Genomic DNA, 17,750 nt, shown 5'->3' on the forward strand with positions numbered 1-17,750 from the left:
GTTGTTTTCTCCTCAGGCGTCCGTGACCGGTGCGCCAATGCGCGGCGAATCTTTCTGCGCGACATGAATCGTCCCGCCGGCCAACGTACGCAGCACCACATAGAACACCGGCGTGAGCATCAACCCGAACAGCGTGACGCCGAGCATGCCGAAGAACACCGCGACACCCATTGCGTGACGCATTTCCGAACCGGCTCCGGTCGACAACACCAGCGGCACCACACCCATGATGAACGCGATCGACGTCATCAGAATCGGCCGCAGACGCAAGCGGCTCGCTTCAATGGCTGCAGAGAGCGGCGTATGTCCGTCGTGTTCGAGTTCGCGGGCGAACTCCACGATCAGAATCGCGTTCTTCGCCGACAAGCCCACCAGCACCATCAAACCGATCTGCGTGAAGATGTTGTTGTCACCGCCCGTAAGCCATACGCCGGTCAGCGCGGACAGCACGCTCATCGGCACGATCAGGATCACCGCGAGCGGCAGCGTCAAACTTTCATACAGTGCGGCGAGCACCAGGAACACGAGCAGCACGCTGATCGGGAACACCCACAAGCCCGCATTGCCGGCGAGAATCTGCTGATAGGTCAGGTCGGTCCATTCGAGCTTCACGCCGTGCGGCAGAACTTCGGCCGCCACGCGTTCAGCCGCGGCTTGCGCCTGACCCGACGAGAAGCCCGGCGCCGGCCCACCGTTGATGTCGGCTGCCGTATAGCCGTTGTAACGCACCACCATTTCGGGACCGTACGTCGGCGTCACCGTCACCAGCGACGACAATGGCACCATATCGCCCGCGGCATTGCGCGTCTTCAGTTGCAGGATGTCGTCGGCACGTTGACGGAACGGCGCATCCGCCTGCACCCGCACCTGATACACGCGGCCAAAACGGTTGAAGTCGTTCACATACAGCGAGCCCAGATAGACCTGCATCGTGTTGAACACGTCCGTGACCGGCACACCGAGTTGCTTGGCCTTCACGCGATCGAGATCCACGTTCAATTGCGGCACGTTGATCTGATAGCTCGAGAAGGTCGGGCCGAGTTCGGGCGTTTGCGATGCCTTCTTCACGAATGCCTCCGCGGCCTTGTTCAACTCTGCATAGCCGAGCGCGCCGTGATCCTCCAGTTGCATCTTGAAGCCGCCGAGCGTGCCGAGACCGAGCACGGGTGGCGGCGGAAACACCGCGACGAACGAATCCTTGATCGCGCCGTATTGCTGGTTCAACGCGCCCGCAATCGCACCGGCCGAGAGCTTTTTGTCACCGCGCTCCTTGAACGGCTTGAGCGTGACGAACACGATGCCCGCGCTCGAACTATTCGTGAAGCCGTTCACCGACAAACCCGGGAACGCCACCGCGCTTTCCACGCCCTTCTGCTTCAGCGCAATCGCGCTCATATCGCGGATCACTTTTTCGGTGCGATCCAGCGACGCGCCATTCGGCAACTGCGCGAACGCAATCAGATACTCCTTGTCCTGCGCGGGCACGAAGCCGCCCGGCACGACACGCGAGATCAGCACGGTTGCGCCGAGCAGAATCGCGTACACCGCGAGCATTGCGCCCTTGCGGCGCAGCACGCCGGTCACGCCGCGGCCGTATTCCGTCGAGCCGCGACGAAACACCTTGTTGAAGCCCTTGAAGAAGCGGCCCAGCACGCGGTTCATCACGCGCGTCAGGAAATCTTCCTTCGCGCCGTGGCTGCGCAACAGCATGGCAGACAACGCCGGCGACAGCGTCAGCGAGTTGAACGCCGAGATCACGGTCGAGATTGCGATGGTCATCGCGAACTGCTTGTAGAACTGTCCCGTGAGGCCGGTCATGAACGCGAGCGGCACGAACACGGCAACGAGCGTAAGCGCAATGGCGATAATCGGCCCGCTCACTTCCTGCATCGCCTTATACGTGGCATCGCGCGCACTCAGCCCGCTTTCGATATTCCGTTCGACGTTCTCCACCACCACGATCGCATCGTCCACCACGATACCAATGGCGAGCACCATGCCGAACAACGACAACGCATTGATCGAGAAGCCGAATGCAAGCAGCAGCGAGAACGTGCCGACAATCGACACCGGCACGGCGATCAATGGAATGATCGACGCGCGCCACGTCTGCAGGAACACGATCACGACGATCACCACGAGCGCGATGGCTTCGAGCAGCGTATGCACGACCGCCTCGATACTCGAACGCACGAACTGCGTCGGGTCATAGACGATCTTGTATTCGACGCCCGCCGGCATGTCTTGCGCGAGGTCCTTCATCGCGGAGCGCACTTCGTCGGAGATCGCGAGCGAGTTCGCACCCGGCGCCTGGTTGATCGCAAGCGCAACCGCCGGCTTGTTATCGAGCAGCGAACGCAGGCCGTATTCCGACGCGGCCAGCTCCACACGCGCGATGTCACGCAGATAGGTAACGCCGCCATCGGGCGCGGTCTTCACGATGATGTCGCCGAATTCGCCCTCGGTCTTCAAACGGCCACGCGCATTCACCGACAACTGCAATTGCGTGCCCGGCACCGAAGGCGATGCGCCGATGACACCGGCCGCCACCTGAACGTTCTGCTCGCGAATCGCGTTCACCACTTCGGTCGCCGTCAAACCGCGTTGCGCGACTTTCTGCGGATCCAGCCACACGCGCATTGCGTAGTCGCCCGAACCCCACAACTGCACCTGGCCGACGCCCTGAATGCGCGCGAGCCGGTCCTTGACGTTAAGCAGCGCGTAGTTGCGCAGATACGTCATGTCGTAGCGGTTATTCGGCGAGATCAGGTGGACCACCATGGTCAGCGTGGGCGAACTCTTGATGGTCGTCACGCCGAGCCGTTGCACGTCTTCCGGCAAACGCGGCAGCGCCTGATTCACGCGGTTCTGCACGAGTTGCGTGGCAAGATCGGGATTCGTGCCGAGCTTGAAGGTCACCGTCAGCGTGAGATTGCCGTCGCTATTTGCTTGCGACTGCATGTACAGCATGTTCTCGACGCCGTTGATCTGCTCTTCGAGCGGCGAAGCGACGGCTTCCGCGATCACTTTCGGATTCGCGCCCGGATACTGCGCGTGCACGACGACCGACGGCGGCACGACTTCGGGGTACTCGGAGATCGGCAGCTTGAAGAGCGAAATGACGCCTGCCAGCAGAACCAATACCGATAGCACGCCCGCAAAGATCGGCCGATCGATGAAGAATTTGGATATGTTCATTGGAAGCTCTTGATGTTGAAGCAAGCGGTTGGAGCCAGGCGCCGCGCGTGTCATGCCGCGGCGGCGACGCTCACGAATTCTTGTCCGCCTTCGCGCGTGCCTGTGCGAGCGGCGCGCTGTTCGGATCCTGGTCGGTCGTCATGGGCACCATATGCGCGCGCACTGAATCGCCGGGACGCACACGCTGAATACCGTTGACGACGATCCGGTCGCCCGCTTTCAGGCCGCCCTTCACGACGCGCAGATTGCCTTGCATATCGCCCACCGAAATCTCGCGATACACCACGTGATTGTTCTGGTCGACCACCAGCACGAACTTCTTGTCCTGGTCCGTGCCTACGGCGGCATCATCGATCAGCAGCGCGGGATGCGGTTCGCTGCCGCCCACTTTGACACGTGCATAGAGACCTGGAATCAACGTGCCGTCCTGGTTATCGAAACGCGCGCGAACGCGGATCGTGCCCGACGACGTATCAAGGCGGTTATCCACCGACTCGATCGTGCCGCTGCGCGAGTAGCCGCTTTCATCCGCCAGACCGAGTTCCACCGGCACCTTGCCGCCGTCTTTCGCACGTCGCAGGTATTGCAGGTAGGTCTGTTCGTCCGCGTCGAACGACGCGTAGATCGGCGACACCGAGACGAGCGTGGTGAGCGGCGTCGAGCTTGCGCCCGCCGACACCACGTTGCCCACCGTGATTTCCGCGCGCGACACGCGGCCCGACACCGGCGCGACAATCTTCGTGTAGCCGAGATTGATGCGCGCGGTTTCGAGTGCGGCTTGCGCGGCCTTCAGGTTCGCGCTCGCTTCGCGCGCGGCGTTCTGCTTCTCGTCGTAATCGCGCTTGGCGATTGCGTTGTCGGCGATCAGGCGTTGCGCGCGCTCCCAGTCGCTTTGCGTATAGCCGGTGCGCGCCTGCGCGGCCGCGAGTTGCGCTTGCGCGCGATCCACTTCCGCCGCGTACGGGCGCGGGTCGATCACGAACAGCGTGTCGCCTTTTTTCACGAGCGCGCCGTCCTTGAAGTTGACCGACACGATGGTGCCCGACACCTGCGGACGGACATCCACTTTTTCGACGGCTTCAAGGCGGCCCGAATAGCTCTGCCAGTCGGTGATCGTTTTTTGCACCACGGTCGCGACATCGACTTCCGGCACGATGGTCGGCGCGGCAGGCGAACTCGCGTCCACACGAATCGCGCCGAACGTGCCCAGTCCGGCAACGACGATCACGGCTAGCGCGGCAATCGCCACACGGCGACGGGAAAGAGGAAGGATGGTCATGAAAAGCTCCCAGTATCGTTAATTAAAGTTCTGCTTGTTTCTGTTTTCAGCGATGGGCGCGCGCATCGAAGCGCCACTGAAAAAATCGCACCGCTTCCTGCAGGGCAGGCGGATGATCCGCCAACGCCGCATGCGAGACGGCCGGATAGCGGACCACCTGGGTCAGCACGCCCGCGTCGATCAGACTGCTCGCGTATTTCTCCGCTTCCACATGCAGCACATCGTTTTGCGCCGTCGCGATCAGCGTGGCCGGCAGGCCCGCGAGCCGCGACGATTCGAGCGGCGCCGCATACGGATGCATGCGTTGCGACGCTTGCGGCAGATACGCGCGATAACAGGCCGCGCACTCTCTGGCCGTGATGTCCGAACCCAGGCGCTTTTCATCGCCAAGGCGTGTGAGGCTCGGGTCCAGCATCGGCCCGAACAATGCTTGGGCGGCAATCTGCACGTCGCCGCGATCACGCGCGATAAAAGCGAGGCAGTTGGCCAATTGGCCGCCCGCATCATGGCCGGCTACGCCAACTTTCCTGCTATTGCCGCCAAATGCACGCGCCCGTGTCTGCACCCACAATGCCGCGCGATGCGCGTCCTCGGGCGCCGCGGGAAACGGAAACTCCGGCGCGAGCGAATAGCCGACCGACACGACCAATGCCGGTAAATGATCTGCGAAATAACGCGAGGCGAAGTCGGCCTGATCGACGCATCCCTTCGTAAAGCCGCCGCCGTGAAAATAAAGCAGTACAGGCAGTGCGGTCTTTTTCGGCTGCCGGTACAAACGCAACGTGATCTCCTGCGCGTGCCCTTCGATCCGCACCTCGGTGATTTCCAGCGCCGTGCTATCAGGGTCCGCTGGCGCACTGCCTGCAGGCACAAAGGAGTACGGCGGTTTAAATGCTTCCATGTCGAGCCGCGCAATGCGCAAAGAACTTCAATGGTGCGAATTGTGGGTTCGGCAGACTCGTAAATAAATGCCTATAATCCGGCAACACAATTCGGCGCCCCTGAACAATCCAATGCGATTGCTCTGTGGGATCGAATCCTGCTCAGTACGCCTGCCCCTTCTGGAGGTTTGCAATGGACCGGCTTCAGGCCATGCAAGTGTTCACGCGTGTCGTCGACACCAACAGCTTTACCCGCGCAGCGGAAACGCTCGACCTGCCGCGCGCATCGGTTACCACAATCATTCAGAACCTCGAAGCGTTCCTCGGCACGCGACTCATGCACCGCACCACCCGGCGTTTGTCGCTCACGCCGGACGGCGCCGCGTATTACGAGCGCTGCGTGCGCATCCTTGCGGACGTCGAAGAGACCGAGGCCAGTTTTCAGAGCGGCAATAAAAAGCCGCACGGCAAGCTGCGTATCGACATGCCGGGGTCGATCGGCCGCTTGCTGGTGATTCCCTCGCTGTGTGAATTCCACGAGCGCTATCCGGATATCGACCTGCAACTCGGCTTGTCGGACCGGCCGGTGGATCTGCTGCAGGAAGGCGTGGACTGCGTGGTACGTGTCGGCGCGCTACAGGATTCCTCGCTGGTGGCGCGGCGCATTGGCCTCTTCGAGGGCGTGACGTGCGCGGCTCCGGAATACATCCAGCGCGCCGGCATGCCTGCCTCCCTCGAAGACCTGGAAAATCACAAAGCAGTCAATTACTTCTCGAGCCGTACGGGACGCACGCTCGATTGGGCGTTCATGGTTGATGGCAAAGAGGTTGAAGTAAAAATGAAGAGCATCGTTTCGGTCAACGACGCGGATGCCTACGTGACCTGCGGGCTGGAGGGTTTTGGCCTGATTCAGCCGGCGCTTTTCATGGTGCTGCCGCATCTGCGTTCCGGCCAGCTCGTTGAAGTACTGCCCGAACTAAAGCCCTTACCCATGCCGATCTCCGCAGTCTATCCCCACAGTCGGCATCTGTCGCCTAAAGTCCGTGTTTTCGTAGACTGGATCGCGGAAGTGTTCGACCGTTGCCCGTTGTTGAGCGGTCGCGGCACACTCGACGCAACCTGCTCGAAACGCACGCTGGAAGAACGCGAGTCCGCTCCCGCACTCGATACTCCGGTGATTTCGGAATGGGTCGCGTGATTCATTTGAACTGAAGTGCAGAAACTGAAACAGTGAATTCCAGCCGCGGCGCTAATGCCGCGGTTGTTCTTAATGCCCATGTTTATAGGGCCTTCAACGCGATTGTTCCGGAAACTCGACAATTCATTTCGCGAAAGTGTGATTTATCGCCGCCGGCTCGAAGTCTACATTTCACCCTGTCGCAGCGCCGCTTGTGCTGCAAAGGAATCGACAGGAGTGAATCATGAAACGCAATCTTTTGGCAGGCCTCGTTATTTCGCTGCTCGTCAGCGCACCGGTGTTTGCGCAAAGCAGCGGCGGCGGCATCGGACACGCAGGCTCTTATCAAACTCAACCCGCGCCTACGACGAACGGCAAAACGCGCGCCGAAGTGCAGGCCGAACTCGTTGCGGCTTATCGTGACGGCTCGCTGCCTTCGCTGAATCGCACCACGTATCCGAACAAGGGGTTGATCGGTCAGACGCAGGCTGCGCGTATCGCACTGCAGGAAGGCACGAGTGGCGATGTCACGCGCGTGGCGAATGGACAGTAATGCGAGCATGCCGTAATCATTAGGTTTCCGTAATAACCATGATTATGGCGGCGATTGAGCACTCTTCAGAAAGGAGCACATCATGACACCATCGGAACTCGACAATTGGGACACGGACGCCGCAGTCTGGACACCGTATCGCGCACCGCAACGATAACTGTTGTGCGCCATTGCAGCGCGGGCCGTTTAGCGTCTAACACGCTTGACTCGGCCCGCGTCTGCAATCACTCGCCTAGCGCTTTGGCACACCGTCGCGCCATTCACCCCAATGCGTAACGATGTCCTGGACGAGCGGATTACCTGAGCGGTACAGGTTCTCCAGAGCAATGGTGAAGCCGCCTTGCGCGGCGTAATTCAGCAAGTTGTCCGCGCTGGTTTGTCCGTCGTAAGGGCGATCGAAATCGGAGCCCGCACGCACTACGGCAACGCGATTCAGATCGACCTTATGCACCGCGGCCGCGCGTTTTAGCGCTTCGTACGTCGCATTGTCTTCTTGCTGCGTGGTGCAGTAGACGCCTTTCCCATCGGTCAAAATTTTGATCCAGTCGCGAGCGCGTTGCCCGAGCAGCGTGCCCGACCACCATGTATCGCCGGCCAGCGTGTCGCATTGAATGACAGTCGGCGGACGATTAGCCGGCGCGTACGAATACTTCGCACGCGCCGCTTGCGCCTGCGCGTTGTCGGACAGTACGACATTGCGCGACAAGGCAAACGCCGTGTCGGCGAGTTGGGTATTGAGCTGGAATACCTCGGTCCGATAATCGAGCGGCGGCTTTTCTGCGGGGCTCTTCGTATTGATCCCAAGATAGCCGGTATTCCAGCCGGCCGGAATTTCGCGCCCGTCGATCTCCCATTGAATGCCGAAGTCCACCAGGTACTTCGCCCACGCGGCCGAGCCGACTGTGCCCTGTTGAGGATCGATGCCCGCAATGCCCGCGACCATAAAGTACGTATGCCGCAAATCGAAACGCGGCGAGAACGTCAACGCCATGATCGATGCGGCGGCATTGGTGTGCCCCATGCCGGTCGTCATCACGCAGACGTCCTGACGGTTGCAATGCACGGCCGGATAATCGGGCGATAAACCATCGACCGGAATGTCGCGCCACGGCCCGAGCTTGTCGAGCCACACCTGGCCCTCCGGTCCGAACATGGAAATGATCATTACCTTGACGGGCCGGCCGCGCGAGCCGCCGTCGTCATTGTCGTCCGCGTTTGCGGTTGCGGAAGTAAAGGCTGCGCATGCCGCGAGTGCAATGACGGATAGCGCGCCTAATGTGCGAGTCAGCATCGTGATCTTCCTTTTGCTTGTGATGCAGTTTGGGAGAGTGCCGCTTCAAGCCGGAAGAAGTATAGATGCGAAGAAATTATTTTCCACTACGTAACACGCTATTTCCGTCACTCGCGCCAAGCTCACGGGAAGCTCTCATAAGTGCGTGGCACGGAGACCAGCGTTAGACGCGCGGCACGTCCGGCTCGAAAAACACCCAGCGCACCTGCGGAAACGCGGCCTGCAAATCGGCCTCGATGACGTTGATCGCGTCGACCATTGCGCGGCCGCTCGCGTAGTCGATCATTTCGGCCTGCACGGCCACGACCACATGACGCCCCCATTGCAGCGTGATCATATTGATGATGCTGCGGATTTCGACCCGCGCGCGCAAGTGGGCTTCGATCGCGCGGCGCACTTCGGGGCTTGCCGATTCGCCGACGATCATCGACTTCACCTCGCGCGCCACCAGTCCCGCGATCACCATCAGCAGCAAACCGACGGCGATGGAGCCGAATGCGTCATAGATGGGATTGCCGGTCATCATCGTGAGCAGCACGGCGGCGAAGGCCATTGCAAGGCCGGCCAACGCGGCGATATCCTCGCCCGCGACCACCAGCAACTCCGACTCGCGCGTTTCCCTGAACCAGCGCCATATGTTTTTCTCGGGGTACACCCGGCGGATCTCCTTCATCGCGCCCCACAGCGAAAGCGCTTCGAGCACCACCGAGACGCCGAGCACCACGAGCGCGACATACGCATACTGCAAAGGCTCTCGCGCTATCAGACGATGCACGCCTTCATACACGGAAAACGCGCCGCCGACAAAGAACAGCAGCAACGCGACGAGTAGCGAATAGAAATTGATCTCGCGGCCGCCGCCCATCGGATGCAAGGGGCTCGCCGGTCTGCGCGCCTGACGCAGACCGAATAGCAGGAGCAATTGATTGCCGCAGTCGGCGGTGGAGTGAATGGCTTCGGCGAACATCGAACCGGAACCGGTGAACGAGGCGGCGGCAAACTTGCAGATGGCAATGCCAAAGTTGGCGGCAAGCGCGTAAATAATGGCTTTCGGCGATTCTTCTTTCATCGTCGTGGGGGGCGTCGGTAAGTTTGCAGAAGGCTTTCGGTTGGCAAGAGTTCGTATTATGGCCATGCCCGGCGGCATGAGTCCAACGGCGGCGTTATTCGCGCCGCGCTTGAACCCGCTTGAACCCGCTTGAACCCTCTTCGGCCTTTCTTTACCGTTCCCGCCGCCCAATGCTCATGCCCTTTCGAGCGCCGCCATTTCCCGCACGATCACCAGCAGCATCGACAGACTCGCTCCACCCGTGGCCCGCAGATCCGCAAGCAGACGTGCGTAACGCTCGAGTTGTGCGGCCCGCTTGTCGCGCCAGGCCTGAACCATCGCATCCGGCGTAGATGCGTCATCGGCGCCGGCCAGCGCACTCATCGTCAACGCGCGCTTGAGCCGCGCGAGTTCGGCCAATGCGGAGGCGCGCGCCAGCATGTCCCAATGCGAAGGCGCGGGCAACGCGGCCGCGCGCTCGCTGATCCAGTTGTAGTTGAGCAGCGTACCGAGCGCGAAGTAGACGCCAGCCACGAGTTCGAGACTGCGCTCGCACGTGGAGGCCACTTCGGCAATATCGAGCAGCGCCGCCGAAATCTCGCCGCTTGCAATCCGCACCGCGAGGTCGCTGTCGACGCCCGCGTCGACGAGCACACGCTGGCGCTCGGACAGCGCTTCGAGATCGGCAGCGGGCAACAGCGCGGGCCATTGCGGCGCGAGACGCTGCGCGGCATCGCGGCAGCGCCCGAGCAGCCCGCTCACATCGGCGCTATTCGCTGCGGACGACGACAGATGCCGCAAGAACCACAGCGCCGAACGTTCGACGAGCCGCGCAACTTCGACGAACATGCGCGCCTGCACATCGTCGGCGACACGGTTATCGAGCGCGTCAATGCTGCGCCATACGTCGTCGAGATCGAACACATCGCGCGCCATGATGCAGGCCCGCACGATGTCGCCCGGTTGCGCGTCGGTTTCTTCCATCAGCCGATGCACGAACTCGCAGCCGACGCGGTTCACCAGCGCATTGGTCAAATGCGTTGCGAGGATTTCGCGGCGCAACGGGTGACGCTGCATCGGCTCGCTAAAACGCTGACGCAACGGCTTCGGAAAATATTCGATCAACATGTCGCTGACGAGCGGGTCTTCCGGCACCGAAGAATCCAGCAGCGCGTCGTACAGCCACATCTTGCTGTAGGCAAGCAGCACCGCACGCTCCGGCGTGGTAAGCCCTTGTTTCGCGGCCTGCCGTTCAGCCACTTCTTCGTCGCTCGGGAGAAACTCGATCACGCGATTCAGGCGCCCAGCTCGTTCGAGATAGCGCATCAGGCGTGTTTCCGCGTCGAGCAGTTCCGTGCCGTATCGGCCGGCAATCGAGAGCGCCTGGGTCTGGTAATAGTTGTCCCTCAACACGAGCAGGCCGACTTCATCGGTCATTTCGGCGAGCAACGCGTTGCGCTGCTTGTCGGTCATCTCGCCATCGGCCACTACCAGTCCCAGCAGAATCTTGATGTTCACCTCGTGGTCCGAGCAGTCGACACCCGCGGAGTTGTCGATCGCATCGGTATTGATGCGCCCGCCGCGCTGCGCGAATTCGATGCGGCTGAGTTGCGTCAGTCCGAGATTGCCGCCTTCGGCCACGACCTTGCAACGCAGATCGGCGCCGTTCACGCGGATCGTATCGTTCGCACGGTCGCCGACTTGCAGGTGTGTTTCGCGACTGGCCTTCACATAGGTGCCGATGCCGCCGTTATAAAGCAGATCCACCGGCGCCTGCAAAATCGCGCGCATCAGCTCGGCTGGCGCGAGGGCTGCTGCGCTGATGCCAAGCACGGACTGCACCGCCGGCGACAGCGGGATGGTCTTGGCGGTGCGCGGAAACACGCCGCCGCCCGCTGAAATCAGCGAAGGGTCGTAGTCGGCCCAGCTCGAACGGTCGAGAAGAAAGAGACGTCCACGCTCGGCAAGACTCACCGCCGGATCCGGATTCGGGTCCAGAAAAATATGCCGGTGATCGAACGCGGCCACGAGCCTGATATGCGGCGACAGCAGCATGCCGTTGCCGAACACGTCTCCGGACATATCGCCGATACCAACCACCGTGAAGTCCATCGTCTGCGTGTCGACGCTCATTTCGCGGAAGTGCCGTTTGACGGACTCCCACGCGCCGCGCGCGGTGATCGCCATTTTCTTGTGGTCGTAGCCGACCGAGCCGCCCGACGCAAATGCGTCGTCGAGCCAGAAGCCGTATTCCTGCGAAATCGCGTTCGCGTAGTCGGAGAAAGTGGCCGTGCCTTTGTCGGCGGCGACCACCAGATAGGGATCGTCGGGGTCATGCCGCACCACGTCGCGCGGCGGCACGACTGTCGTGCCCGCGAGATTGTCGGTCAGATCGAGCAAACCGCGCAGGAACGTTTGATAGCACGCAATGCCTTCGCGCATCCATGCGTCGCGTTCCGTTTGCGGCGGCGGGTTCTTGACAACGAAGCCGCCCTTCGAACCCACCGGCACGATCACGACGTTCTTCACCATTTGCGCCTTCATCAGGCCCAGCACTTCAGTGCGGAAATCCTCGCGACGGTCGGACCAGCGCAAGCCGCCGCGTGCCACGCGTCCACCGCGCAAATGCACGCCTTCCACGCGCGGCGAGTAAACCCATATTTCGAACATCGGCTTGGGCTCGGGCAAGCCGGGCACCTGCGCAGGATTGAACTTGAACGACAGATACGGCTTCGGCTTTCCGTCGGCGTCGAAGCGATAATAGTTGGTGCGCTGCGTGGCTTTTATGACGCCGAGGAACTGCCGCAGTATGCGGTCCTCGTCGAGATTGGGCACCTGGTCGAGCGCGCCGTCGATCGTTTTCAACAAGCTCTCGACGCGAGCCTCGCGCGTGTCGGCGAGCGAAGGATCGAAGCGCGCGACAAAGAGTTCGACCAGCATGCGCGCAATGGCGGGATTGCCGGTCACCGCGCGCTCGATATACGCGTCGCTAAATGTCGAGCCTACCTGGCGCAGATACTTCGCATACGCACGCAGTATCGTCAGTTCGCGTGCACTCAACTGCGCGCGCAGAACGAGGCGGTTGAAGTCGTCGCTTTCTATCGCGCCGGTCCACACCTGCTCGAACGCATCTTCGAAGAGATCCTTGACGCGCTCGATGTCGAACTCGGCGTCGTCGGCAAGTTCGAGGCCGAAGTCGTGAATCCACGCCGGCGTCGCGCCAAGCGCCTCGATCAGGTAAGGCCGCTCTTCATCGACACGCACGCCGAGATGTTCGAGCATCGGCAAACTGCGCGACAACGCGATCGGCATTCCCGCGCGATAGACCTTGAAGCGGAACGCACGCGGTCCCGCTTCGATCGGACGATACAGGTTCATCGCGAGGCGCTCGCTGCCCTGCACGCGCTCGATCAGTTCGATGTCGCGAACTGCCGTGCGCGCGGGATAGTCGTCGCGATAGCCGGGCGGAAACGAATCCGCATAGTGTTGCAGCAGACGGTTGCCCTGCTCTTCTCCGAACGCGTCGAGCAGCGCATCGGCGAGATCGTCCTGCCAGCGGCGCGCGACCTGCACGAGGCGCGCTTCGAGTTCGCGTGTATCGACCTCGGGCATGCCGCCCGGCTTCGCATGCACGACAAAGTGAATGCGCGCGAGCGTCGATTCGGAAAGCAGCGGCGTGAATTCGACACTCGCTCCGTTGAACGCGTCGGCCAGCAGATTGGCGATGCGCTGCCGCAGATCGGTGTTGTACTTGTCGCGCGGCACGAACACGAGGCACGACACGAAGCGGTCGAAGCGATCACGCCGCACAAAGAGACGCGTGCGCTGATGTTCCTGCAAGCGCAAAACGCCGAGCGCGATGTCGTAGAGCTGGTTTTCGTCGGCCTGGAAGAGTTCGTCGCGCGGATACGTTTCGAGCACCGTCACCAGTGATTTCGCGAGATGACCTTTCGGCAAGAATCCGGCTCGTCTCACGATGTTTGCGCATTTGCGCCGAACGATCGGAATTTCGGCCGCCGACAGAAAATACGCGGTCGACGTGTACAGCCCGATGAAGCGCCGCTCGCCGACTATCTTGCCGTCCGCGCCCGCCAGCTTGATGCCGACGTAGTCCAGATAGCCGGGGCGGTGCACAGTTGCGCGCGAGTTGGCCTTCGTGAGAAAGATCGGCGAGGCACTCGAAATGATTTCGGCAGCGGCCGGAGGTAGTGAGGTAACCTCGGACGTAGCTGCTGACGTAACCGCAGGCGCACCCGCTGCACGCAATTCGTCTCGCATGATGCCGAGGCCCGAGCCCGGCACCGCGCGCAAGCCATAGCCCGTGCCCTGCTGCACCAGTTCATAGTCGCGCTGGCCGAGAAAGGTGAAATGATCGGCCACCATCCATTCGAGAAACGCACGCGCTTCCATGGCATCCGGGCCGCTCTCGCCGACCTTCATGGCCTTGATCGTGACGCGCGCGAGTTCGACGATCTTCGGCCAGTCTTCGACCGAAGCGCGCACGTCGCGCAGCACTTTGGCGATGTCATCGCGCAGCGCGTCGAGCTTTGCCGCGTCGCCGCAACGGTCGACTTCGAAGTGAATGAACGACGCCAGTTGCGAGCGTGTGTCAGCGGCTTCTTCCGCGCCTTGCGTGACGCGCACGATGTCGCCATCGGCGCCGCGCCAGATGCGAAACACCGGATGCACGACCGAATGCAGCGCGAGCCCTTGCCGGTTGACCGCCATCGAGACGGAGTCGACCAGAAACGGCATGTCGTCGTTGACGATCTCGATCACCGTGTGATCGGAGTGCCAACCATGCTGTTCGAGAATCGGGTTATAGACGCGCAGCCTTTCCTTGCCGGGCACGAAGCGCTGCGCGGTCTGCCAGTGCGCGAGTGCGGCGCCATACAGATCGGCGATGGAGCGGCTTTGCAGATCGTCGGCGTCGACGAAATCGTAGTAGTGCCGCAGAAAGGGCTCGACGATGTGGAAGGTCGGCTCAGGCAAGCGCCCCCGTGCAAATTCGACGACATCGTTCAGCAAGTGCGTGACGGCTTCTTCGTTCTTTGCTTGCATGATGGACTCCCCCGGCTGGCGGCAATGGCGAGTATCGCCCGGATCGCATGCATCGTCTGCAGGGGAATTATGCACCTGCCTGTCCCAATGCGACCGAGGCCCCGACTAAGGTTATACCCGCTGGCCGCTATCGTGCTGCAAATGCGCAAACGCTGCTCAGCGTACGTGTTCTGTTTCGACGGCTGGCTGCGCGAGCCATGCGCGCAGTTGTTCGCCGATCCACGCGGGGTCATCGTGCGGCAAGTCGTGACCGGCCCATGGATGCTCGCGATGCAGCGCGCCCCACGCCGCCGCGAGCTTCGCGGAACACACAGGGTCGACGAGCCGGTCAGCGCGCGAAGAAAGAACCAGCAGCGGGCAAGCCGGTTTCGCGGCGGCCGCTGTAAAGCGCGCCGCCGCCGCCAGTTGCCGCAACGCATTGCCTCGGCTCACCGGCGCGCGGCGGCGAATGGCGCTCCATGCGTCGAGGTCGGCGTTGAGCGTGTCGACGTTATTGCACGTCAATCGGTGAATGGCGCGCTCGGCGCGCATCGCATCGCGCCAATGCGTGGCGATGGTCAAAAGGCCCGGCCATGCCGACGGGCGCAGCCGCTCGTGCACGCTGCTGAAGGGGCGCATGCTGGTGTTGATCAGCACAAGCCGCCCGATTTCGTCGGGATGCCGTTGCGCCCAGTTGGTCGCGACCATGCCGCCGAGCGACATCGCGAGCACGTTGAACGGGCCGCGCGCGCTTATGTCGGTCGCACTGTTGCGCAGCGCGTTTCTACCGGCCGCTTCTCTCCCATCCGCGTCTGTGCCGACCGCGTCTGTGCCGACCGCGCCTCCTTGCGCAGCAATGCGTATGAAGTCGACCATGTCGGCGACCGTGGCGGGCGCGCGCAAATGTGCGAAGTCGCCGTTGCCCGGCAAGTCGGGCAACAGCACGCGCGTGGCCCCGGTGGCTTGCCGTAACGTATCCGGCAAGCTGCCCCAATGACGTGTCTCGCGTGTCAGTCCGCGCAACAGAATCCAGGTGCTCATGCGGTGTCCGGCGTGTACCAGTGATCGATCGCGCTTTGCAGCAATTGCTCTCGACGATTGCCTTGCGGCAGCCAGCGCTGCGACGAAAAAACCGCGCGCGCCAGAAAATCGAGCAGATTCGCGTGACGCCGTAGCACGCGCGCCGTGCGATGCGCCTTGACCGGATTGAAGAAACCTTGACGCGAAAACAACTGGCGCGGATTCTTCTTGATCCACAGCCACGAGCCAAGCTCGAGCGTCATCGGCAGAAAGACGTTGGGTGCGGGCGCGCGGTCGTATGCGAAGTCCCAGAGATCGCCGTGCAGTAGATATTGATGGCTTTGCGGCTCGAACGTGTACCCGTGATGCGGATGGGAGCGCTCGAACATGGTTTTCAGCACGTACATTTCCGGCAGATGCGGCATCAGCTTGCGCGTGCGCGCGTACGGAAACCAGATGCTGTCGGTCCAGCCGTAACCCGAATGGCAATCGAGCGCAATGCTCAGCGGTCGCGCCGCCAGTTCCGCTTCGACCACTTGCAGCAGCGCGGCGGCCTCGGCTTCCATCGGAGCGCCGCGGCGTCCGCGATACCACGGCAGCCATGCGCCGACGCGCTGCCCGCCGGCCAGCAGCGGCACGCGCTCGTCGGCGTTTTGCGGCGCGTTTCGCATCAGATCGACGCCGTTCGGATTGGCTCGCGTGGCCGCCCACATCCCGCCAGGGTTGACGATCGGCATGAAGACGAGGCGGATCGACTGGAGTTGCCGGACCAGCAGTTCGTCCCATTCGAGCCGAGCAAGCAGCGCGCGCATGTAGTCCAGCACGAGTTGCGAGCCGATGCGCTCGAGCCCATGAATGCCGCCGAAGAAACCGATGGCCGGCGCTTGTGGATCGGTCGAGCCGATGCTCGCCGTATGCACGCCGAAGCGCCGGCCGCGCACGGTCGTCTCGCAGACCGTGCGGATTGCGAAGCTCGCGCTGCCTTGATCGAGGATCGACTTGAGATCTTCGTACTCCGCAAAGGTGTCGGGAAGGAAGCTCAAAGGCTGCATGGGAGCGTCGCGAGTAATGCGGGATGTCGGAGACGGCACGGCGAATGACGCAATATAGCCTGTCTGCGAGTCGGCATGCATGACGGCTGCATGCAGGCGAAAGCCTGTCATACGGGCGTCATTGAGGCGTCATTGGGGCGTCATTGGGGCGTCATTGATGCGTCATTGCAGCGTCATTGGAGTATCACCCCTCGCGCCACAAATCACCTCTTTTCTACCCATAAAACCCCTCCACTTTAGTCATCCACTCATCGATTCCAGCGTTCTGCTGGAATAATCACGGGCTTGCGGCCGGCAGTCAGGCCTGCCAATCCAGTCCTATCCCGGCCTTCGATGGAAACCCTTGTCGTCCTGCTGGTCCTGGTGTCCGCGCTCCTTCACGCCACGTGGAATGCGTTCCTGCATCTGTCGGAAGACCGCGTCTGGCTGCTCGGCATGATGGCGATTCCGTATATCGCCGTGAGCGCGGTCGGCGTGATCGTCCTGCCGATGCCCGCGTCCGCCGCGTGGCCCTATATCTTCGCGTCGGTGGTGCTCGAATTCGGCTATCTGCTCGCGCTGATCCGCGCCTACCGGAGCGGCGACTTCGGGCAGATCTATCCAATTGCCCGAGGCCTGTCGCCGATGCTCGTGTTCGTCGGCGCGCTCGTGTTCGCGCATGAATCGCTGAAACCGCTCGCCGCCATCGGCATCGCGCTGGTGTCGATCGGAATCGTCTCCCTGGCGTTTCGCCGCGGCATGCGCTTCTCCGGCGAGAGCGTGCCGTTCGCGCTGCTAACGGGCTTTTTCATAGCGACCTATTCAGTCGTCGACGGAATCGGCGCGCGTCTCGCAGGCAATGGTCTCAGCTACATCATGTGGGTCTATCTGATCTGGAACGTGCCGCAGTTTCTGCTCGCGTGGCATTGGCGCGGCGGCGCCAAAGGGCTTTTCATCGGCCGCTCGGTGGTGCTCAAGGGCATGGCGTCGGGCGCGCTCGCACTCGTCGCGTATTGCCTGATCATCGAGGCATACCGTTATCTGCCTATCGCGATGGTCTCCGCGCTGCGCGAATTGAGCTCGATCTTCGCGGTGGTGATCGGCTGGCTGTTCATGCGCGAAAAGCTCACCGCGCGGCGCATCGTTGCATGCGTGCTCGTCACGCTCGGGGCGGTGCTGATCCGGATTTGAAGCGGCTGCGCCGGCGACGCACATCAAATTGGCTCCTACGT

11 protein-coding genes are annotated in these 17,750 nt (G+C 62.0%); 3 read left to right on the top strand and 8 right to left on the bottom strand.

The window, feature by feature from the left end:
• Positions 1 to 12: 12 nt before the first annotated feature.
• The 3 genes from C0Z16_RS13975 to C0Z16_RS13985 form a co-directional block, all read right to left on the bottom strand.
• Positions 13 to 3,198, bottom strand: a complete 3,186-nt coding sequence (locus C0Z16_RS13975) for an efflux RND transporter permease subunit (RefSeq protein ID WP_102632836.1) — start codon at positions 3,196 to 3,198, stop codon at positions 13 to 15.
• A 70-nt stretch (positions 3,199 to 3,268) separates the two neighbouring features.
• On the bottom strand, positions 3,269 to 4,477 hold the full coding sequence (locus C0Z16_RS13980) for an efflux RND transporter periplasmic adaptor subunit (protein ID WP_102632743.1): 1,209 nt from the start codon (positions 4,475 to 4,477) through the stop codon (positions 3,269 to 3,271).
• A gap of 46 nt (positions 4,478 to 4,523) precedes the next feature.
• Positions 4,524 to 5,378: an alpha/beta hydrolase gene (locus tag C0Z16_RS13985; protein WP_102632837.1), complete on the bottom strand. Its 855-nt coding sequence runs from the start codon at positions 5,376 to 5,378 to the stop codon at positions 4,524 to 4,526.
• Between the two features lie 173 nt (positions 5,379 to 5,551).
• Here C0Z16_RS13985 and C0Z16_RS13990 point away from each other — a divergent pair, with 173 nt between their 5' ends.
• Entirely contained in the window at positions 5,552 to 6,556 is a 1,005-nt protein-coding gene (locus tag C0Z16_RS13990; RefSeq protein ID WP_102632744.1) for a LysR family transcriptional regulator, read from the top strand.
• Positions 6,557 to 6,779: 223 nt separating this feature from the next.
• Complete coding sequence (locus tag C0Z16_RS13995) at positions 6,780 to 7,088, top strand: DUF4148 domain-containing protein (RefSeq protein WP_102632745.1); 309 nt, start codon at positions 6,780 to 6,782, stop codon at positions 7,086 to 7,088.
• A 232-nt stretch (positions 7,089 to 7,320) separates the two neighbouring features.
• On the opposite strand, the gene C0Z16_RS14000 is transcribed toward C0Z16_RS13995, so the two are convergent.
• From C0Z16_RS14000 to C0Z16_RS14020, 5 genes are all read right to left on the bottom strand, one after another.
• On the bottom strand, positions 7,321 to 8,379 hold the full coding sequence (locus C0Z16_RS14000) for a purine-nucleoside phosphorylase (RefSeq protein WP_102632746.1): 1,059 nt from the start codon (positions 8,377 to 8,379) through the stop codon (positions 7,321 to 7,323).
• A gap of 163 nt (positions 8,380 to 8,542) precedes the next feature.
• Positions 8,543 to 9,448 (bottom strand): cation diffusion facilitator family transporter, encoded by a 906-nt coding sequence (locus C0Z16_RS14005; protein ID WP_102632747.1) that lies wholly within the window; start codon positions 9,446 to 9,448, stop codon positions 8,543 to 8,545.
• Positions 9,449 to 9,622: 174 nt separating this feature from the next.
• The gene (locus C0Z16_RS14010) at positions 9,623 to 14,488 is read right to left on the bottom strand and encodes an NAD-glutamate dehydrogenase (protein ID WP_102632748.1); all 4,866 of its coding nucleotides are present in this window, start codon (positions 14,486 to 14,488) and stop codon (positions 9,623 to 9,625) included.
• A 156-nt stretch (positions 14,489 to 14,644) separates the two neighbouring features.
• Complete coding sequence (locus C0Z16_RS14015; protein ID WP_102632749.1) at positions 14,645 to 15,508, bottom strand: alpha/beta fold hydrolase; 864 nt, start codon at positions 15,506 to 15,508, stop codon at positions 14,645 to 14,647.
• The gene (locus C0Z16_RS14020) at positions 15,505 to 16,539 is read right to left on the bottom strand and encodes a M14 family zinc carboxypeptidase (RefSeq protein WP_102632838.1); all 1,035 of its coding nucleotides are present in this window, start codon (positions 16,537 to 16,539) and stop codon (positions 15,505 to 15,507) included. The genes C0Z16_RS14015 and C0Z16_RS14020 overlap by 4 nt, the downstream gene beginning before the upstream one ends.
• A 333-nt stretch (positions 16,540 to 16,872) precedes the next feature.
• On the opposite strand from C0Z16_RS14020, the gene C0Z16_RS14025 reads away from it, so the two are divergent.
• Positions 16,873 to 17,709: a DMT family transporter gene (locus C0Z16_RS14025; RefSeq protein ID WP_102632750.1), complete on the top strand. Its 837-nt coding sequence runs from the start codon at positions 16,873 to 16,875 to the stop codon at positions 17,707 to 17,709.
• The last annotated feature ends 41 nt before the right edge of the window (positions 17,710 to 17,750 follow it).

The organism is Paraburkholderia rhynchosiae, from assembly GCF_002879865.1.
In the GTDB taxonomy this organism is placed as follows: domain Bacteria; phylum Pseudomonadota; class Gammaproteobacteria; order Burkholderiales; family Burkholderiaceae; genus Paraburkholderia; species Paraburkholderia rhynchosiae.

Coding starts and splice junctions, on each gene's coding strand:
- C0Z16_RS13975 (WP_102632836.1), bottom strand. CDS start 3,198: ATGAACATATCCAAATTCTTCATCGATCGGCCGATCTTTGCGGGCGTG.
- C0Z16_RS13980 (WP_102632743.1), bottom strand. CDS start 4,477: ATGACCATCCTTCCTCTTTCCCGTCGCCGTGTGGCGATTGCCGCGCTA.
- C0Z16_RS13985 (WP_102632837.1), bottom strand. CDS start 5,378: ATGGAAGCATTTAAACCGCCGTACTCCTTTGTGCCTGCAGGCAGTGCG.
- C0Z16_RS13990 (WP_102632744.1), top strand. CDS start 5,552: ATGGACCGGCTTCAGGCCATGCAAGTGTTCACGCGTGTCGTCGACACC.
- C0Z16_RS13995 (WP_102632745.1), top strand. CDS start 6,780: ATGAAACGCAATCTTTTGGCAGGCCTCGTTATTTCGCTGCTCGTCAGC.
- C0Z16_RS14000 (WP_102632746.1), bottom strand. CDS start 8,379: ATGCTGACTCGCACATTAGGCGCGCTATCCGTCATTGCACTCGCGGCA.
- C0Z16_RS14005 (WP_102632747.1), bottom strand. CDS start 9,448: ATGAAAGAAGAATCGCCGAAAGCCATTATTTACGCGCTTGCCGCCAAC.
- C0Z16_RS14010 (WP_102632748.1), bottom strand. CDS start 14,488: ATGCAAGCAAAGAACGAAGAAGCCGTCACGCACTTGCTGAACGATGTC.
- C0Z16_RS14015 (WP_102632749.1), bottom strand. CDS start 15,508: ATGAGCACCTGGATTCTGTTGCGCGGACTGACACGCGAGACACGTCAT.
- C0Z16_RS14020 (WP_102632838.1), bottom strand. CDS start 16,539: ATGCAGCCTTTGAGCTTCCTTCCCGACACCTTTGCGGAGTACGAAGAT.
- C0Z16_RS14025 (WP_102632750.1), top strand. CDS start 16,873: ATGGAAACCCTTGTCGTCCTGCTGGTCCTGGTGTCCGCGCTCCTTCAC.